This is a genomic window from Pseudomonas nitroreducens TX1 (genome assembly GCF_000313755.1).
In the GTDB taxonomy this organism is placed as follows: Bacteria; Pseudomonadota; Gammaproteobacteria; order Pseudomonadales; family Pseudomonadaceae; genus Pseudomonas; species Pseudomonas nitroreducens_A.
The window spans coordinates 114,190-128,682 of the sequence record NZ_AMZB01000138.1 but is presented as its reverse complement, the minus strand read 5'-3'; the positions used below and the strand labels follow the sequence as shown (position 1 = coordinate 128,682).

General features: G+C 63.6%; 16 protein-coding genes. 10 read left to right on the top strand and 6 right to left on the bottom strand.

What is annotated here, in order from left to right:
• Positions 1-103: 103 nt before the first annotated feature.
• From rpsP to C167_RS0131160, 5 genes are all read left to right on the top strand, one after another.
• A complete protein-coding gene (rpsP, locus tag C167_RS0131180) occupies positions 104-352 on the top strand; it encodes a 30S ribosomal protein S16 (protein WP_017522237.1) in 249 nt (82 codons plus the stop codon).
• A gap of 5 nt (positions 353-357) precedes the next feature.
• Positions 358-894: a ribosome maturation factor RimM gene (gene rimM, locus C167_RS0131175; RefSeq protein WP_026079398.1), complete on the top strand. Its 537-nt coding sequence runs from the start codon at positions 358-360 to the stop codon at positions 892-894.
• Positions 895-897: 3 nt separating this feature from the next.
• The gene (gene trmD / locus C167_RS0131170) at positions 898-1,641 is read left to right on the top strand and encodes a tRNA (guanosine(37)-N1)-methyltransferase TrmD (protein ID WP_026079397.1); all 744 of its coding nucleotides are present in this window, start codon (positions 898-900) and stop codon (positions 1,639-1,641) included.
• A gap of 43 nt (positions 1,642-1,684) precedes the next feature.
• Positions 1,685-2,035, top strand: coding sequence for a 50S ribosomal protein L19 (gene rplS / locus C167_RS0131165; protein ID WP_017522234.1), 351 nt, complete (start codon positions 1,685-1,687; stop codon positions 2,033-2,035).
• 142 nt (positions 2,036-2,177) lie between these two features.
• Entirely contained in the window at positions 2,178-2,591 is a 414-nt protein-coding gene (locus C167_RS0131160) for an acyl-CoA thioesterase (protein WP_026079396.1), read from the top strand.
• Between the two features lie 136 nt (positions 2,592-2,727).
• On the opposite strand, the gene C167_RS0131155 is transcribed toward C167_RS0131160, so the two are convergent.
• Both C167_RS0131155 and C167_RS0131150 read right to left on the bottom strand, forming a co-directional pair.
• The gene (locus tag C167_RS0131155) at positions 2,728-3,405 is read right to left on the bottom strand and encodes a hypothetical protein (RefSeq protein WP_017522232.1); all 678 of its coding nucleotides are present in this window, start codon (positions 3,403-3,405) and stop codon (positions 2,728-2,730) included.
• A gap of 98 nt (positions 3,406-3,503) precedes the next feature.
• Positions 3,504-5,348, bottom strand: coding sequence for a cation:proton antiporter (locus tag C167_RS0131150; RefSeq protein WP_017522231.1), 1,845 nt, complete (start codon positions 5,346-5,348; stop codon positions 3,504-3,506).
• Between the two features lie 88 nt (positions 5,349-5,436).
• Between C167_RS0131150 and xerD the strand changes: the two genes are divergently transcribed.
• From xerD to C167_RS0131125, 5 genes are all read left to right on the top strand, one after another.
• Positions 5,437-6,333, top strand: coding sequence for a site-specific tyrosine recombinase XerD (xerD, locus tag C167_RS0131145; protein WP_017522230.1), 897 nt, complete (start codon positions 5,437-5,439; stop codon positions 6,331-6,333).
• 249 nt (positions 6,334-6,582) lie between these two features.
• A complete protein-coding gene (locus tag C167_RS0131140) occupies positions 6,583-7,311 on the top strand; it encodes a thioredoxin fold domain-containing protein (RefSeq protein WP_017522229.1) in 729 nt (242 codons plus the stop codon).
• 173 nt (positions 7,312-7,484) lie between these two features.
• Positions 7,485-8,789: a homoserine dehydrogenase gene (locus C167_RS0131135; protein WP_026079395.1), complete on the top strand. Its 1,305-nt coding sequence runs from the start codon at positions 7,485-7,487 to the stop codon at positions 8,787-8,789.
• A gap of 51 nt (positions 8,790-8,840) precedes the next feature.
• Positions 8,841-10,250, top strand: coding sequence for a threonine synthase (thrC, locus tag C167_RS0131130; RefSeq protein ID WP_017522227.1), 1,410 nt, complete (start codon positions 8,841-8,843; stop codon positions 10,248-10,250).
• Positions 10,251-10,418: 168 nt separating this feature from the next.
• The gene (locus C167_RS0131125) at positions 10,419-10,700 is read left to right on the top strand and encodes a DUF3509 domain-containing protein (RefSeq protein ID WP_017522226.1); all 282 of its coding nucleotides are present in this window, start codon (positions 10,419-10,421) and stop codon (positions 10,698-10,700) included.
• A gap of 103 nt (positions 10,701-10,803) precedes the next feature.
• Here the strand turns inward: C167_RS0131125 and C167_RS0131120 are convergent, their stop codons facing one another.
• Genes C167_RS0131120 through livH form a run of 4 tightly spaced genes read right to left on the bottom strand, consistent with a single transcriptional unit; the run spans position 10,804 to position 14,449 of the window.
• Positions 10,804-11,505 carry an ABC transporter ATP-binding protein gene (locus C167_RS0131120; RefSeq protein WP_017522225.1) on the bottom strand — a complete coding sequence of 234 codons (702 nt, stop codon included), beginning with the start codon at positions 11,503-11,505 and terminating at the stop codon, positions 10,804-10,806.
• Positions 11,506-11,508: 3 nt separating this feature from the next.
• Positions 11,509-12,276 carry a high-affinity branched-chain amino acid ABC transporter ATP-binding protein LivG gene (livG, locus tag C167_RS0131115; protein ID WP_017522224.1) on the bottom strand — a complete coding sequence of 256 codons (768 nt, stop codon included), beginning with the start codon at positions 12,274-12,276 and terminating at the stop codon, positions 11,509-11,511.
• Complete coding sequence (locus C167_RS0131110) at positions 12,273-13,529, bottom strand: high-affinity branched-chain amino acid ABC transporter permease LivM (protein ID WP_017522223.1); 1,257 nt, start codon at positions 13,527-13,529, stop codon at positions 12,273-12,275. Before C167_RS0131110 ends, livG begins: the two co-directional genes overlap by 4 nt.
• Positions 13,526-14,449, bottom strand: coding sequence for a high-affinity branched-chain amino acid ABC transporter permease LivH (livH, locus tag C167_RS0131105; protein WP_017522222.1), 924 nt, complete (start codon positions 14,447-14,449; stop codon positions 13,526-13,528). Before livH ends, C167_RS0131110 begins: the two co-directional genes overlap by 4 nt.
• Positions 14,450-14,493 lie beyond the last annotated feature (44 nt).

Below are 14,493 nucleotides of genomic sequence, written 5' to 3'. Positions count from 1 at the left end.
CTTGCGGCGCGGGGCTTTAGCTCATAGAATATGCGGCCTTTCGGGCTATGTGCCCGAGGGCTGCATTTCTTTTTTGCAAGCAAACCATAGGAACAACGTACGCATGGTAACCATTCGTCTGGCTCGTGGCGGCTCCAAGAAGCGCCCGTTCTATCACCTGACCGTGACCAACAGCCGCAACGCTCGTGACGGCCGTTTCGTCGAGCGCGTCGGCTTCTTCAACCCTGTCGCCACTGGCGCCGAAGTCAAGTTCTCGGTCAACCAGGAGCGTCTGAACTACTGGCTGAGCCAAGGCGCTCAACCGTCTGAGCGTGTTGCTCAGCTGATCAAGGACGCCGCCAAGGCTGCCTGAGATCGATGAACACGAATCCTGCTCCCGCCGAGGAGATGGTTGTTCTCGGCAAGATCGTATCGGTGCACGGTATTCGTGGTGAGGTGAAGGTGTATTCCTTTACCGACCCGTTGGACAACCTGCTGGATTATCGCCGCTGGACGCTCAAGCGTGGCAGCGAGGTTCGACAGGCTGAGCTGGTTCAAGGTCGCGTACAGGGCAATGTCCTGGTTGCGAAGCTGAAGGGACTGGATGATCGCGAGATCGCCCGAACCTTTGCTGAATTCGAAATCCTGGTCCCGCGCAGCGAGCTGCCGGTGCTGGACGATGGCGAGTTCTACTGGAGTCAGTTGGAAGGTCTCAAGGTGATCGACCAGAACGGGCAACTGTTCGGGATCCTCGACCACATGCTGGAGACCGGCGCCAACGATGTGATGGTAGTCAAGCCCTGCGCGGGCAGCCTGGACGACCGTGAACGCCTGCTCCCGTATACGGATCAGTGCGTGCAATCGGTGGACCTGGAAGCCGGCGAGATGAGGGTGGACTGGGACGCGGACTTCTAATTCATGTGGATTGGAGTCATTAGCATCTTTCCGGAGATGTTTCGCGCCATCAGCGACTATGGCATCACGAGTCGCGCGGTCAAGCAGGAGCTGATTCAGCTTCAGTGCTTCAACCCGCGAAGCAACACCGAGGACCGTCACCAGACGGTGGATGACCGGCCTTTCGGCGGTGGTCCCGGCATGGTGATGAAAATCAAACCGCTCGAAGGCGCACTGGGCGATGCCCGGCAAGCCGCTGGCGGACAGGCGAAGGTGATCTACCTCTCGCCGCAAGGTCGCAAGCTCACGCAGGCGGCCGTGAAGGAACTGGCGAACGAGGAACGACTGATCCTGATCGCCGGGCGTTACGAAGGCATCGACGAGCGCTTCATTGAAGAGCATGTCGATGAGGAATGGTCAGTTGGCGATTACGTCCTGTCCGGGGGTGAGCTTCCGGCCATGGTGCTGATTGACGCGGTCACGCGGTTGTTGCCCGGTGCACTGGGCCACGTGGACTCCGCCGAGGAGGACTCCTTCACGGATGGCCTGCTCGACTGTCCGCACTACACCCGACCTGAGGTGTACGCAGACAAACGTGTTCCTGAGGTGCTGCTCAGCGGCAACCACGAACACATCCGGCGTTGGCGTTTGCAGCAGTCCTTAGGCAGGACCTGGGAACGACGTGCCGATCTTCTGGATTGCCGCTCGCTTTCTGGAGAAGAGAAAAAGCTGCTGGAGGAATACATCCGCCAGCGGAACGATAGTTAACGTATCGATGGCGAGCGCCGAGCGCTTGTCTTAGGAGCACGAAATGACCAACAAGATCATTCAGCAGATCGAAGCTGAACAGATGAGCAAAGAGATTCCGGCGTTCGCCCCCGGCGACACCGTAATCGTCCAGGTTAAAGTGAAGGAAGGCGACCGTCAGCGTCTGCAGGCCTTCGAAGGCGTTGTCATCGGCAAGCGTAACCGCGGCCTGAACAGTGCTTTCACCGTTCGCAAGATCTCCAACGGCGTAGGCGTAGAGCGTACCTTCCAGACCTACAGCCCGCTGGTTGACAGCATCAGCGTCAAGCGTCGCGGCGACGTGCGCAAGGCCAAGCTGTACTACCTCCGCGAACTGTCCGGCAAGGCAGCTCGTATCAAGGAAAAACTGGCCTGATTCGCCGGTTGTTCCCGAAAAAAGCAGCCCACGGGCTGCTTTTTTCTTGCCCGTGATTTGTCTCGTCTGCCTTCGTCAGCGCATTAGAAGCACAACACCCGCAGTGCCGGCAGCCACCCTCATTGCATCAGGTAGCAGTGGCATGAGCCCCAGAGAACAGGAAATCCTCCGTCGTACGGAGCTTTCCGAAACCCGAGTGACCAAGGCGATCTTTCCGCCAACCACCAATCATCACAACACCCTGTTCGGCGGTACCGCACTGGCCTGGATGGACGAAGTTTCGTTCATCGCCGCAACGCGCTTCTGCCGTCTGCCGCTGGTGACCGTGTCCACCGACCGCATCGACTTCAAGCACCCGATTCCCGCTGGTTCCATCGTCGAGCTGATCGGCCGGGTGGTGAAGGTCGGCAACACCAGCCTCAAGGTCGAGGTGGAAGTGTTCGTTGAGAGCATGTCCGCCGACGGCCGCGAGAAGGCCATCCACGGGCTGTTCAGCTTCGTCGCCATCGATGACGAGAAGCGCCCGGTGCCGGTCCTGCCCGGCTTCGAGGCCTGAAATGAAAGAAGGCGCACGGGCGCCTTCTTTCATTTGATTTGTAGGAGCGAGCTTGCTCGCGAACAGTTTTGCCGGTCGCATCGGTGTTGGGCGGTTCGCGAGCAAGCTCGCTCCTACAGATATCCATCCATCGGTTTCAGTGGCGCAGGCTGATTTTCAGCGAGGCCTGGGACAGGTCGATGTTCTGCAGGCTCAGACTGCCCATGCTCTGGGTCTTCGGCGCTCCGGCGACACGGATGTTGTCGAATCGCACCTCGCCGATGGAGCTGGGCAGGCGGACGTTGATCGAGCCATCCGGATTCAGGGATGAGGAGGCGTGCGCAGTGTCGTACTGCACGTCATGCAGCGAGGTCTCGGCATCGAGGCTGTCGACCACCGGCATCACCAGCCGCGACAGTTGCTTGATGGCGCCAACGCCATCGCCGCTCTCGGCGCTGACCAGCAGGCCCTGCAGGGTGTCATCGAAACCCTGGGCGCTGACGTCGCTCATCTCGCGGTCGCTCAGCGGCTTCAGACCCTTTGGCGCTTCGTGGCGGGTGATGCTCGTCGGCGCCTGGCGCTGCACGTCGGCGCTGGCCAGTTGGAACGGGCTGAGCAGGGCGGCGACCAGTGTCGCCGCGAGGCGCAGGTTGTTCTGCTTCTTCAGCGCGCGGCCGAGTTGGCGCTCGCTGATCCAGCCCTGCTGGATCAGGGTTTCGCCCAGGCGCAATCCGTTGGTGAGCTGGAGCTGGATGGCCTTATCCAACTGGTGGGAAGTGATCAGGCCCTTGCTGACAAGGATCTGGCCGAGGCGGGAGTTCTGTTGACTGGGCATGGCGTGGGCTTCGTGGGGCGCTATGATGGCGTGGTGAAATCATCGTCTTTCAGAAGTTTCCTGTCACCAGCCTAAAGATAGGCAGACATGCCCGGTCGTCAGGTTGTTGCGGCCTGCGCCGTTTCGTTGGTACTCGCCGCGTTTGCCGGGGCTTCCTCGATGAGCGAAATCACCGTCCAGCCCGTGTCAGGTGCCAGCGGGCGTTCGGGGGTAGCGACGCGCAGGCGACCATTGGGGTCCTTGGCGAACAGCAGTAGCGCTCGGCCTTCGTGCAGGGCCTGGTAGTCCTCCCAGCCGAAGTTCTCGCTGAGCAGCGTCGAGCGCATCTCCGCGCCACGTGCGATCAGCCCGGCCATCTGCGGATAAGTGACCGGCGACTGGCCCAGCGGGCTGCCGCGATGACGGTCGCTGACCCGATGCTTCTCGCTGCGGCGGCTGTCCTGGCTGCTGGGCAGGATGAAGCGCTGTCGCGGGTTGAACTCGTGACGGAAGCTCATGCACATCAGTGCGTTCAGTTCGGCGTTGGGCGACAGGGCCAGAAGGTGTCCCAGGCCGATCAGGTCCAGGTGCGCCTCGGCGTGCTGCGAGGCTGGGTTGCCGAAGTAGGTGGGCAGATTGTCCATGCGTGCGGCGCGGGTGTTCTCCCAGCTCGAATCGGTGAGCAATACCTCCACTCCGGCGTTCTGCAGGCCGGTGCCGATGGCGCGGGCGACCGGGTTGGCGCCGATGATCAGGAATCCGGTAGGCACCGGCTCGGCCACCTTCAGCAGGCGCGCCAGCGGCCGCGCCGTGGCGCTCTGCAGGATCACGGTGCCGATGATCACCAGGAAGGTCAGCGGCACGAGCACGCCGGCCTGGGCGTGGCCGGCCTCCTGCAGGCGGATGGCAAAGATCGCTGAGACCGCCGCGGCAACGATACCCCGTGGCGCGATCCAGCTCAGCAGCGCCCGCTCGCGCCAGCTCAGCGAGGAGCCGGCGGTGGCGATCACGACGTTCAGCGGCCGCGCGACGAACTGAATCAACGCCAGCACCAGCAGGGCGATCGGCCCCAGGCCGAGCAGGGCCGGCAAGTCCAGGCGTGCGGCAAGCAGCACGAACAGGCCGGAAATCAGCAGGACGCTGAGGTTCTCCTTGAAGTGCAGGATGTGCCGCACATCGACGCCCTGCATGTTGGCCATGCGCAGGCCCATCACGGTGACGGCGAGCAGGCCTGACTCCGACATCACGGTGTTGGACAGCACGAACACGCCGAGAACGACCGACAGGGAGGCCAGATTGTGCAGGTAGTCCGGCAGCCAGTGGCGGCGCAGCGCGACCCCCAGTGCCTGCCCGCCGAGCAGGCCGAAGAGGATGCCGCAGCCGATCACGCTGATGAAGGTCAGCAGGCTGTCCGTCCAGCCCGAGCCTGCGTCGCTGGCGGCGATGAAGGTGTAGACCACCACGGCGAGGATGGCGCCGATGGGATCGATGACGATGCCTTCCCAGCGCAGGATATTGGCGATGGTGGCGTTGGGGCGCACCACGCGCAGCATCGGCACGATTACCGTGGGGCCGGTGACCAGGGTCAGTGTGCCGAACAGCAGCGCCATTTCCCAGGTGAAGTCCAGCAGGTAGTGGGTCGCCAGAGCGATCACCCCCCAGGTGACCAGCGCACCGATGGTCACCATGCGGCGCACCACGGTGCCGATTTCCTTCCACTCGTCCAGGTGCAGTGTCAGGCTGCCCTCGAACAGCACCAGCGCTACCGCCAGGGAAACCACTGGAAACAACAGCGGCCCGAACAGGGCTTCGGGTGACAGTACGTGCAGGACCGGGCCGACCAGGATGCCGCTCAACAGCAGGAAGAGAATCGCCGGCAGGCGCAGGCGCCAGGCCAGCCATTGGCTGAGGAGCGCGGCGATGCCGATGCCGGCGAAGGCGTAGTAGGTGTTGTGTTCGTCCATGGACTGTCCGAGGGTTGTGCGGCAGTGGTGAGGGGATGGTGTCTATGAAAGACTACTGGCGACACATTGTCCTTTGCCATGGCTACAGATGACCCCGGTTCCGCATTTCCTGATCGATCGCTTTCTCGATGCCCTCTGGCTGGAGAAGGGCCTTTCCGACAACACCCGCAGTGCCTATGGCAGCGACCTTGCGCTATTCAATGGCTGGCTCGACGAGCGCAGTGTTGCGCTGGAGTCCGCCGGCCGCGATGTGATCCTCGATCACCTGGCCTGGCGTCTGGGGGAGGGCTACAAGGCACGCTCCACGGCGCGATTCCTGTCCGGATTGCGGGGCTTCTACCGCTACTGCCTGCGCGAAGGGCTGATCGCCGAGGACCCGACCTTGCTGGTGGAGTTGCCGCAATTGGGTAAGCCGCTGCCCAAGTCGCTATCCGAGTCGGATGTGGAAGCGCTGTTGGCGGCGCCGGAAACGGATGATCCGCTCGGCCTGCGCGACCGCACCATGCTCGAGGTGCTCTACGCTTGCGGGTTGCGGGTGAGCGAGTTGGTCGGGCTGACCCTGGAGCAGGTCAATCTGCGCCAGGGCGTGGTCCGCGTGCTCGGCAAGGGCAGCAAGGAACGCCTGGTGCCGCTGGGCGAAGAGGCGATCCGCTGGATCGAGCGCTACGTGCGCGAGGCCCGTGGTGACCTGCTGGCGGGGCGGCCGAGCGATGTGCTGTTTCCCAGCCTGCGCGGCGAGCAGATGACCCGCCAGACGTTCTGGCACCGCATCAAGCTCCATGCGAAAGTGGCCGGCATTGGCAAGAGCCTGTCGCCACACACACTGCGCCACGCCTTCGCCACTCATCTGCTCAACCACGGCGCCGACCTGCGCGTGGTACAGATGCTGCTGGGGCATAGCGATCTCTCTACCACGCAGATCTACACGCATATCGCCCGTGCGCGGCTGCAGGACCTGCATGCGCAGCATCACCCCCGCGGGTGAGCTTCGCTGCACCGCTAGACATCCTTCGAATTGTGCGGCTTCACGCCAATATTCGGTGTGATCTTGTAGGAGCGAGCTTGCTCGCGAACCCGTCTGGACGCAGCGGTATCCAGTGGTTCGCGAGCAAGCTCGCTCCTGCAGAACGGCCGCGGAAGCCGAAAAATACCTGGAAGCTTCCGGCTACAGCCTTTGGCTCGGTCTTGCCGCCCCGGTGTGGTAGTCTTCGCCGACTGACATCAGGAGCTTTCCATGCGTTTGTCCCGACTTCTGACTGCCGCGGCCCTCGGCCTCGTCAGCACCCTTGCACTGGCCGCCGAGCCGGACCAGGCGATCCGCGCCACCCTGCAGTCCCTGCAGCCTGACCTGCCCATCGAGAACATCACCAAGGGCCCCCTGGAAGGCATCTACCAGGTGCAGCTCAAGGGCGGTCGTGTGCTCTATGCCAGCGCTGACGGCCAGTTCGTCGTCCAGGGCAACATCTACCAGGTGAAGGACGGCAAGCCGACCAACCTGACCGAAAAGGCCGAGAGCGCCGGTGTGGCCAAGACCATCAACGCCATTCCCGCCAAGGACATGGTGGTGTTCCCGGCCAAGGGCGAGACCAAGGCGCACATCACCGTCTTCACCGACACCACCTGCCCTTATTGCCAGAAGATGCACGCCGAGGTGCCGGAGCTGCAGAAGCGCGGCATTGAAGTGCGCTACCTGGCCTTCCCGCGCCAGGGCCCGAACTCGCCGGGCGACCAGCAGCTCCAGGCCGTGTGGTGCTCCAAGGACCGCCAGGCGGCGATGACCGACATGTTCCATGAAAAGGAAGTGAAGGCTGCCAAGTGCGAAAACCCGGTGGATGCGCAGTTCGCCCTGGGCCAGATGGTCGGTGTGCAGGGCACCCCGGCAGTGATCCTCGCCGACGGCACCATGCTGCCGGGCTACCAGCCGGCCGGCCAGATCGCCAAGCTGGCCCTGGAGGCCAAGTAAGCCGCGGCTTGCGCTCTGATTGACTAATGCGGAACCGCTTCGTAATGTTCGGTTCCTTTTGACTAGGGAGCAGGCGCCTCGCCTGTTCTGACTTGGTGCCGCCCCGATGCCCGCCTCGTTGCGGGCATCGGTGTGCCAGGCGCCCCGATGCTGTAATCATGGGGAGTTTCAGCGTGAATCCGGTGAAAGTGGGAATCTGTGGGTTGGGGACCGTCGGTGGCGGTACCTTCAATGTACTCAAACGCAACGCCGAGGAGATTGCCCGCCGTGCCGGGCGTGGCATCGAGGTTGCGCAGATTGCCGCCCGTCGCCCCAATCCGAAGTGTGATACCGGCAGTACCCCCATTACTGCCGACATCTTCGAGGTGGCGAACAACCCGGAAATCGACGTGGTCATCGAGCTGATTGGTGGCTACACCCTGGCCCACGAGTTGGTGCTCAAGGCCATCGAGAACGGCAAGCACGTCGTCACCGCGAACAAGGCGCTGATCGCCGTGCACGGCAACGAGATCTTCGCCAAGGCCCGCGAGAAGGGCGTCATCGTCGCCTTCGAAGCCGCCGTGGCCGGTGGCATCCCGGTGATCAAGGCGATCCGCGAGGGCCTGGCCGCCAACCGCATCAACTGGCTGGCCGGCATCATCAACGGCACCGGCAACTTCATCCTCACCGAGATGCGCGAGAAGGGCCGCGCCTTTGCCGACGTGCTCAAGGAAGCGCAGGCGCTGGGCTACGCCGAAGCCGACCCGACCTTCGACGTGGAAGGCATCGACGCCGCGCACAAGCTGACCATCCTGGCGTCCATCGCCTTCGGCATCCCGCTGCAGTTCGACAAGGCCTACACCGAAGGCATCACCCAGCTGACCACTGCCGACGTGAACTACGCCGAGGCGCTGGGTTATCGCATCAAGCACCTGGGCGTCGCTCGCCGCACCGATAAAGGTATCGAGCTGCGCGTGCACCCGACCCTGATCCCGGCCGACCGCCTGATCGCCAACGTCAACGGCGTGATGAACGCCGTCATGGTCAACGGCGATGCCGCCGGCTCCACGCTGTTCTATGGCGCGGGCGCCGGTATGGAGCCCACCGCTTCCTCGGTGGTCGCCGACCTGGTGGATGTGGTTCGCGCCACGACCGCCGACCCGGAGAACCGCGTGCCGCACCTGGCCTTCCAGCCGGACTCGCTCTCCGACCACCCGATCCTGCCGATCGACGCCTGCGAAAGCGCCTACTACCTGCGCATCCAGGCCAAGGACCATCCGGGCGTACTGGCCCAGGTGGCGACCATCCTCTCCGAGCGCGGCATCAACATCGAATCGATCATGCAGATGGAAGTCGAAGAGCATGACGGTCTGGTGCCGATGATCCTGGTTACCCACCGCGTGCTCGAGTCCCGCATCATCGAAGCCATCGCCGCGCTGGAAGCGCTGGATGACGTCGTCGGCAATGTCGTACGCATCCGCGTCGAACAACTGAACTGAATCGAACGCGGCGGCGCCTGCGCGCCGTCGCCCACCCGAAGGTTTCACACCATGCGTTACATCAGTACCCGCGGCCAGGCGCCCGCGTTGAACTTCGAAGACGTGCTGCTCGCCGGCCTGGCCAGCGACGGCGGCCTCTACGTGCCGGAAAACCTGCCGCGCTTCACCGTCGAAGAGATCGCCTCCTGGGCCGGCCTGCCTTACCACGAGCTGGCCTTCCGCGTGATGCGCCCGTTCGTTGCCGGCAGTATCTCCGACGCCGACTTCAAGAAGATCCTCGAAGAGACCTACGGTGTCTTCGCCCACAACGCCGTGGCGCCGCTGCGCCAGTTGAACGGCAACGAGTGGGTGCTGGAGCTGTTCCACGGCCCGACCCTGGCCTTCAAGGACTTCGCCCTGCAGCTGCTCGGTCGCCTGCTCGACCACGTGCTGAGCAAGCGTGGCGAGCGCGTGGTGATCATGGGCGCCACCTCCGGCGACACCGGTTCGGCCGCCATCGAAGGCTGCAAGGCCTGCGAGAACGTCGACATCTTCATCATGCACCCGCACAACCGTGTGTCCGAGGTGCAGCGCCGTCAGATGACCACCATCCTCGGCGAGAACATCCACAATATCGCCATCGAAGGCAACTTCGACGACTGCCAGGAAATGGTCAAGGCCAGCTTCGCCGACCAGGGCTTCCTGAAGGGCACCCGCCTGGTAGCGGTGAACTCGATCAACTGGGCGCGGATCATGGCCCAGATCGTCTACTACTTCCACGCCGCCATCCAGCTCGGCGCCCCGGCCCGTTCCGTGGCCTTCTCGGTGCCCACCGGTAACTTCGGCGACATCTTCGCCGGCTACCTGGCGCGCAACATGGGCCTGCCGGTCAGTCAGCTGATCGTCGCGACCAACCGCAACGACATCCTGCACCGCTTCATGTCCGGCAACCGCTACGACAAGGACACCCTGCACGCGTCGCTGTCGCCGTCCATGGACATCATGGTCTCGTCCAACTTCGAGCGCCTGCTGTTCGACCTGCACGGCCGCAACGGCAAGGCTGTCGCCGAGCTGATGGACAACTTCAAGGCCACCGGCAAGCTGGCCGTCGAAGACGACCGCTGGACCGAAGCCCGCCGCCTGTTCGATTCGCTGGCGGTCAGCGACGAGAAGACCTGTGAGACCATCGCCCAGGTCTACGCCGAATGTGGCGAACTGCTGGACCCGCACACCGCCATCGGCGTGCGCGCCGCCCGCGAATGCCGCCGCAGCCTGGCCGTGCCCATGGTCACCCTGGGCACCGCGCATCCGGTCAAGTTCCCGGAGGCCGTGGAAAAGGCGGGTATCGAGGCCGTTCCGGCACTGCCGGCGCACTTGACCGACCTGTTCCAGCGTGAAGAGCGTTGCACGGTGCTGCCGAACGAACTGGCCAAGGTCCAGGCTTTCGTCAGCGCCCACGGCAACCGTGGCAAGCCGCTCTAAAGCGCGCATCGCCGATCGAAAAGCCCGCCCAATGGCGGGCTTTTTCTTGCCCGCGAAACGGGTCGTGAAATATCGCGCCATGACCAGCGGTACTGAGAATGGCGAACTTTATCGCCGAACGTGCGGTCTTCTTCTGCGTGTTTTTCATTTCGCAACAAGGAGATACGCATGGACCGGCTGAGCGCCCTGCTGACCGAGACCTTCGCTCCCTACGCTCCCTCCCTGGGCCCGGCACGCCCCGACGGCGGCCGTATTCTGACCCTCACCAACGACGATGGAGACGTGGTGCTGCGGCGTGTCATCGAAGGCCAGCACCTGGCCGACCATGGGCAGAGCGAGGAAGCGGTGCAGACCATCCGCCGCGACCTGCTGATCTCCGAAGGCCGTATGGAGGACGATGTCGTCTCCCAGTTGCGCCAGCGTGCGCAGGTGCTGAGCTACGGGACCTGATCCGCCCGGATGTGAGAACGCCGCCCAACAGGCGGCGTTCTTGTTTGTGCGTCAGAAATGAAAAACGGCCCCGAAGGGCCGTTTTTTATTGCAGCGCTGCGGATCAGCCGCCGAGGTACGCGTCGCGCACCTTGGGGTTCACCAGCAGGTTGGCGCCGGTGTCCTGCATGACGATGCGGCCGTTCTCCAGCACATAGCCGCGGTCGGCGAGCTTGAGCGCCTGGTTGGCGTTTTGCTCGACGAGGAACACGGTTACGCCTTCCTGGCGCAGCTGTTCGACGATGTCGAAGATCTGCTGGATGATGATCGGCGCCAGGCCCAGTGACGGCTCGTCGAGCAGCAGCAGCTTGGGCTTGCTCATCAGCGCACGGCCGATGGCGAGCATCTGCTGTTCGCCGCCGGACATGGTGCCGCCGCGCTGGTTGAAGCGCTCCTTCAGGCGCGGGAAGAGCGCCAGGACCTTGTCCATCTGCTCCTGGTAATCACCCTTGCTGGTGAAGAAACCGCCCATGGCCAGGTTCTCCTCCACGGTCAGGCGGGCGAACACGCGACGGCCTTCCGGCACGACGGCGATGCTCTTGCGCATGATCACCGAGGATTCCTTGCCGACCAACTCTTCGCCCATGTAGGTGATGCTGCCCGAGGCGGCGCGCGGCGAACCGCACAGGGTCATCAACAGGGTCGACTTGCCGGCGCCGTTGGCGCCGATCAGGGTGACGATCTCGCCCTGCTGGACTTCCATGCTGACGTCGTGCAGCGCCTGGATCTTGCCGTAGAAGGTGGAAACCTTGTCGAACTTCAGCATGACTCAGGCCTCCCCCAGATAGGCTTTGATCACATCCGGGTTGCCGCGGATCTCTTCCGGGGTGCCGTCGGCCAGGGGCGTGCCCTGGTTGATCACGTAGATATGGTCGGAAATGCTCATCACCAGCTTCATGTCGTGCTCGATGAGCAGTACGGTCACGCCGTGCTCGGAGCGCAGCATGGCGATCAGCGCCTTGAGGTCCTCGGTTTCCCGCGGGTTCAGGCCGGCCGCCGGCTCGTCCAGCATCAGCAGCTGCGGACGGGTCATCATGCAGCGGGCAATCTCCAGGCGGCGTTGCTGGCCGTAGGCCAGGGTGCCCGCCGGGCGGTTGGCGATGTCCTTGAGGTTGACGATTTCCAGCCAGTGCGAGGCGTAGTCCAGTGCCTCGGCTTCCGCGCGGCGGAAGGCCGGGGTCTTGAGCAGGCCGGCAAGGAAGTTGGTGTTGATGTGCCGGTGTTGCGCCACCAGCAGGTTCTCCACCGCGGTCATCTCCTTGAACAGGCGCACGTTCTGGAAGGTCCGCACCACGCCCTTGTGGGCGATCTTGTGGCCCGGCAGGCCCTGGATGGGCTCGCCGCGCAGCAGGATTTCGCCGCCGGTGGGCGCATAGAAGCCGGTCAGGCAGTTGAACACGGTGGTCTTGCCGGCGCCGTTGGGGCCGATCATCGAGATCACCTGTTTTTCCTGGACCTTCAGGGCCACGTTGTTGACGGCCAGCAACCCGCCGAAGCGCATGGTGAGGCCGGCTACTTCAAGAATCGGTCGGCTCATTTTCGCAACTCCAGGTGCGGGCGCTGCATGGGCAGGAGCCCCTGCGGACGCCAGATCATCATCAGCACCATCAGGGCGCCGAACATCAGCATGCGGTACTCGCTGAACTCACGCATCAGTTCGGGCAGCAGGATCATCACCACGGCGGCCAGGATGACGCCGAGCTGGGAACCCATGCCACCCAGCACCACGATGGCGAGGATGATGGCCGATTCGATGAAGGTGAAGGACTCCGGTGTGACCAGGCCCTGGCGCGCGGCGAAGAAGCTGCCGGCGAAACCGGCGAAGCAGGCGCCGAGTGTGAAGGCGGAGAGCTTGATCAGCGTCGGGTTCAGACCCAGCGCGCGGCAGGCGATCTCGTCTTCGCGCAGGGCTTCCCAGGCGCGGCCCAGGGGCATGCGCAGCAGACGGTTGATCACGAACAGCACCAGCAGCACCAGCAGCAGCGCGACCAGGTAGAGGAACACGACCTTGTAGTTCGAGTTGTAGGCGATGCCGAAGAACTCGTGGAAGGTCTGCATCCCCTCGGGGGCGCGGCGCTCGAAGGTGAGGCCGAACAGGGTCGGCTTCTCGATGTTGCTGATGCCGTTGGGGCCACCGGTGAGCCAGGTCATGTTGCGCAGCAGGATGCGGATGATCTCGCCGAAGCCCAGGGTCACGATGGCGAGGTAGTCACCGCGCAATCGGAGCACCGGGAAGCCGAGGATGAAGCCGAAGAACGCGGCCATCAGGCCGGCAATCGGCAGGCACACCCAGAAGCCCAGTCCGTAGTAATGCGACAGCAGCGCGTAGCTGTAGGCGCCCACGGCGTAGAAGCCGACGTAGCCCAGATCGAGCAGGCCGGCCAGGCCCACCACGATGTTCAGGCCCAGGCCCAGCAGCACGTAGATCAGGATCAGGGTGGCGATGTCCACCGCGCCGCGCGAGCCGAAGAACGGCCAGGCGAGGGCGATGAGGATCAGCACCATGATGATCTTGCGTTGCACGGAGGCGTGGGTCAGGCGCTCGGCCAGCCTGGTGTGCGGGTGCGACAGCGCCTGTTTCACGCTGCCGCCGAAGGCGAAGCGGTCACGCACCAGTTGCCAGACGAACATCAGCACGGCGCAGGCGGCAATGGTCCACAGGCGCGCGGGGCTGACGTTCTCCAACTGCAGGCCGATGCCGATCACGCTGAGCTTCACGCCCAGCACCGGATAGGCGACGGCCATCACCAGCAGGGCGCTGAAGAATGCGGTCTTGAGTTTCTGGCTCATACCTTTTCCACCTCCGGGCGACCGAGAAGGCCAGTGGGGCGGAAGAGCAGCACGAGCACCAGCAGCGTGAACGCCACCACGTCCTTGTACTGGTCACCGAACACGTCGGCGCCGAAGGCTTCGGCAACGCCCAGCACCAGGCCGCCGAGCATGGCGCCCGGAATGCTGCCGATGCCGCCCAGCACCGCGGCGGTGAACGCCTTGATGCCGGCGAGGAAGCCGATATGCGGGTTGATCACGCCATACTGCAGACCCAGCAGCACCGCGGCCACGGCGGCCAGGGTGGCACCGATGACGAAGGTCAGGGCGATGATGTTGTTGGTGTTGATGCCCAACAGGTTGGCCATCTTCAGGTCTTCTGCACAGGCGCGGCAGGCGCGACCCAGGCGGGAGCGGGAGATGAACATGGACAGCCCGTACATGGTCAGCAGGGTGATGATGAAGATCAGCACCTGCATGTACGAAATGGTCACGCCGGTCATCTCGTCCGCGCCGATGATGAAGTTGCCCGGCAGCAGGTTGGGGATGGCCTTGTCCTTCGAATCCTGGGCCAGCAGGACCTCGTTCTGCAGGAAGATCGACATGCCGATCGCGGAGATCAGCGGAATCAGCCGGTTGCTTCCACGCAGGGGCCGATAGGCGATCCGTTCGATGCTGTAGCCGTAGGCGCTGGTGACGATGATCGCCGCGGCGAAGGTGCAGATGATGACGACAGGAAGACTCACGATTCCCATCATCGCCAGCCCCGTGATCACGATGAAGGCTACGTACGAGCCAATCATGTACACCTCGCCATGGGCGAAGTTGATCATGCCGATGATGCCGTAGACCATGGTGTAGCCGATGGCGATCAGGGCATAGGTGCTGCCGACGGTGAGGCCGTTGATCAGCTGTTGCAGGTAGTGATAGAGCTCAGGCATTACCTAACTCCTCGGGCGTCGCGTGAAGCGGCGCTTGTGGCGCG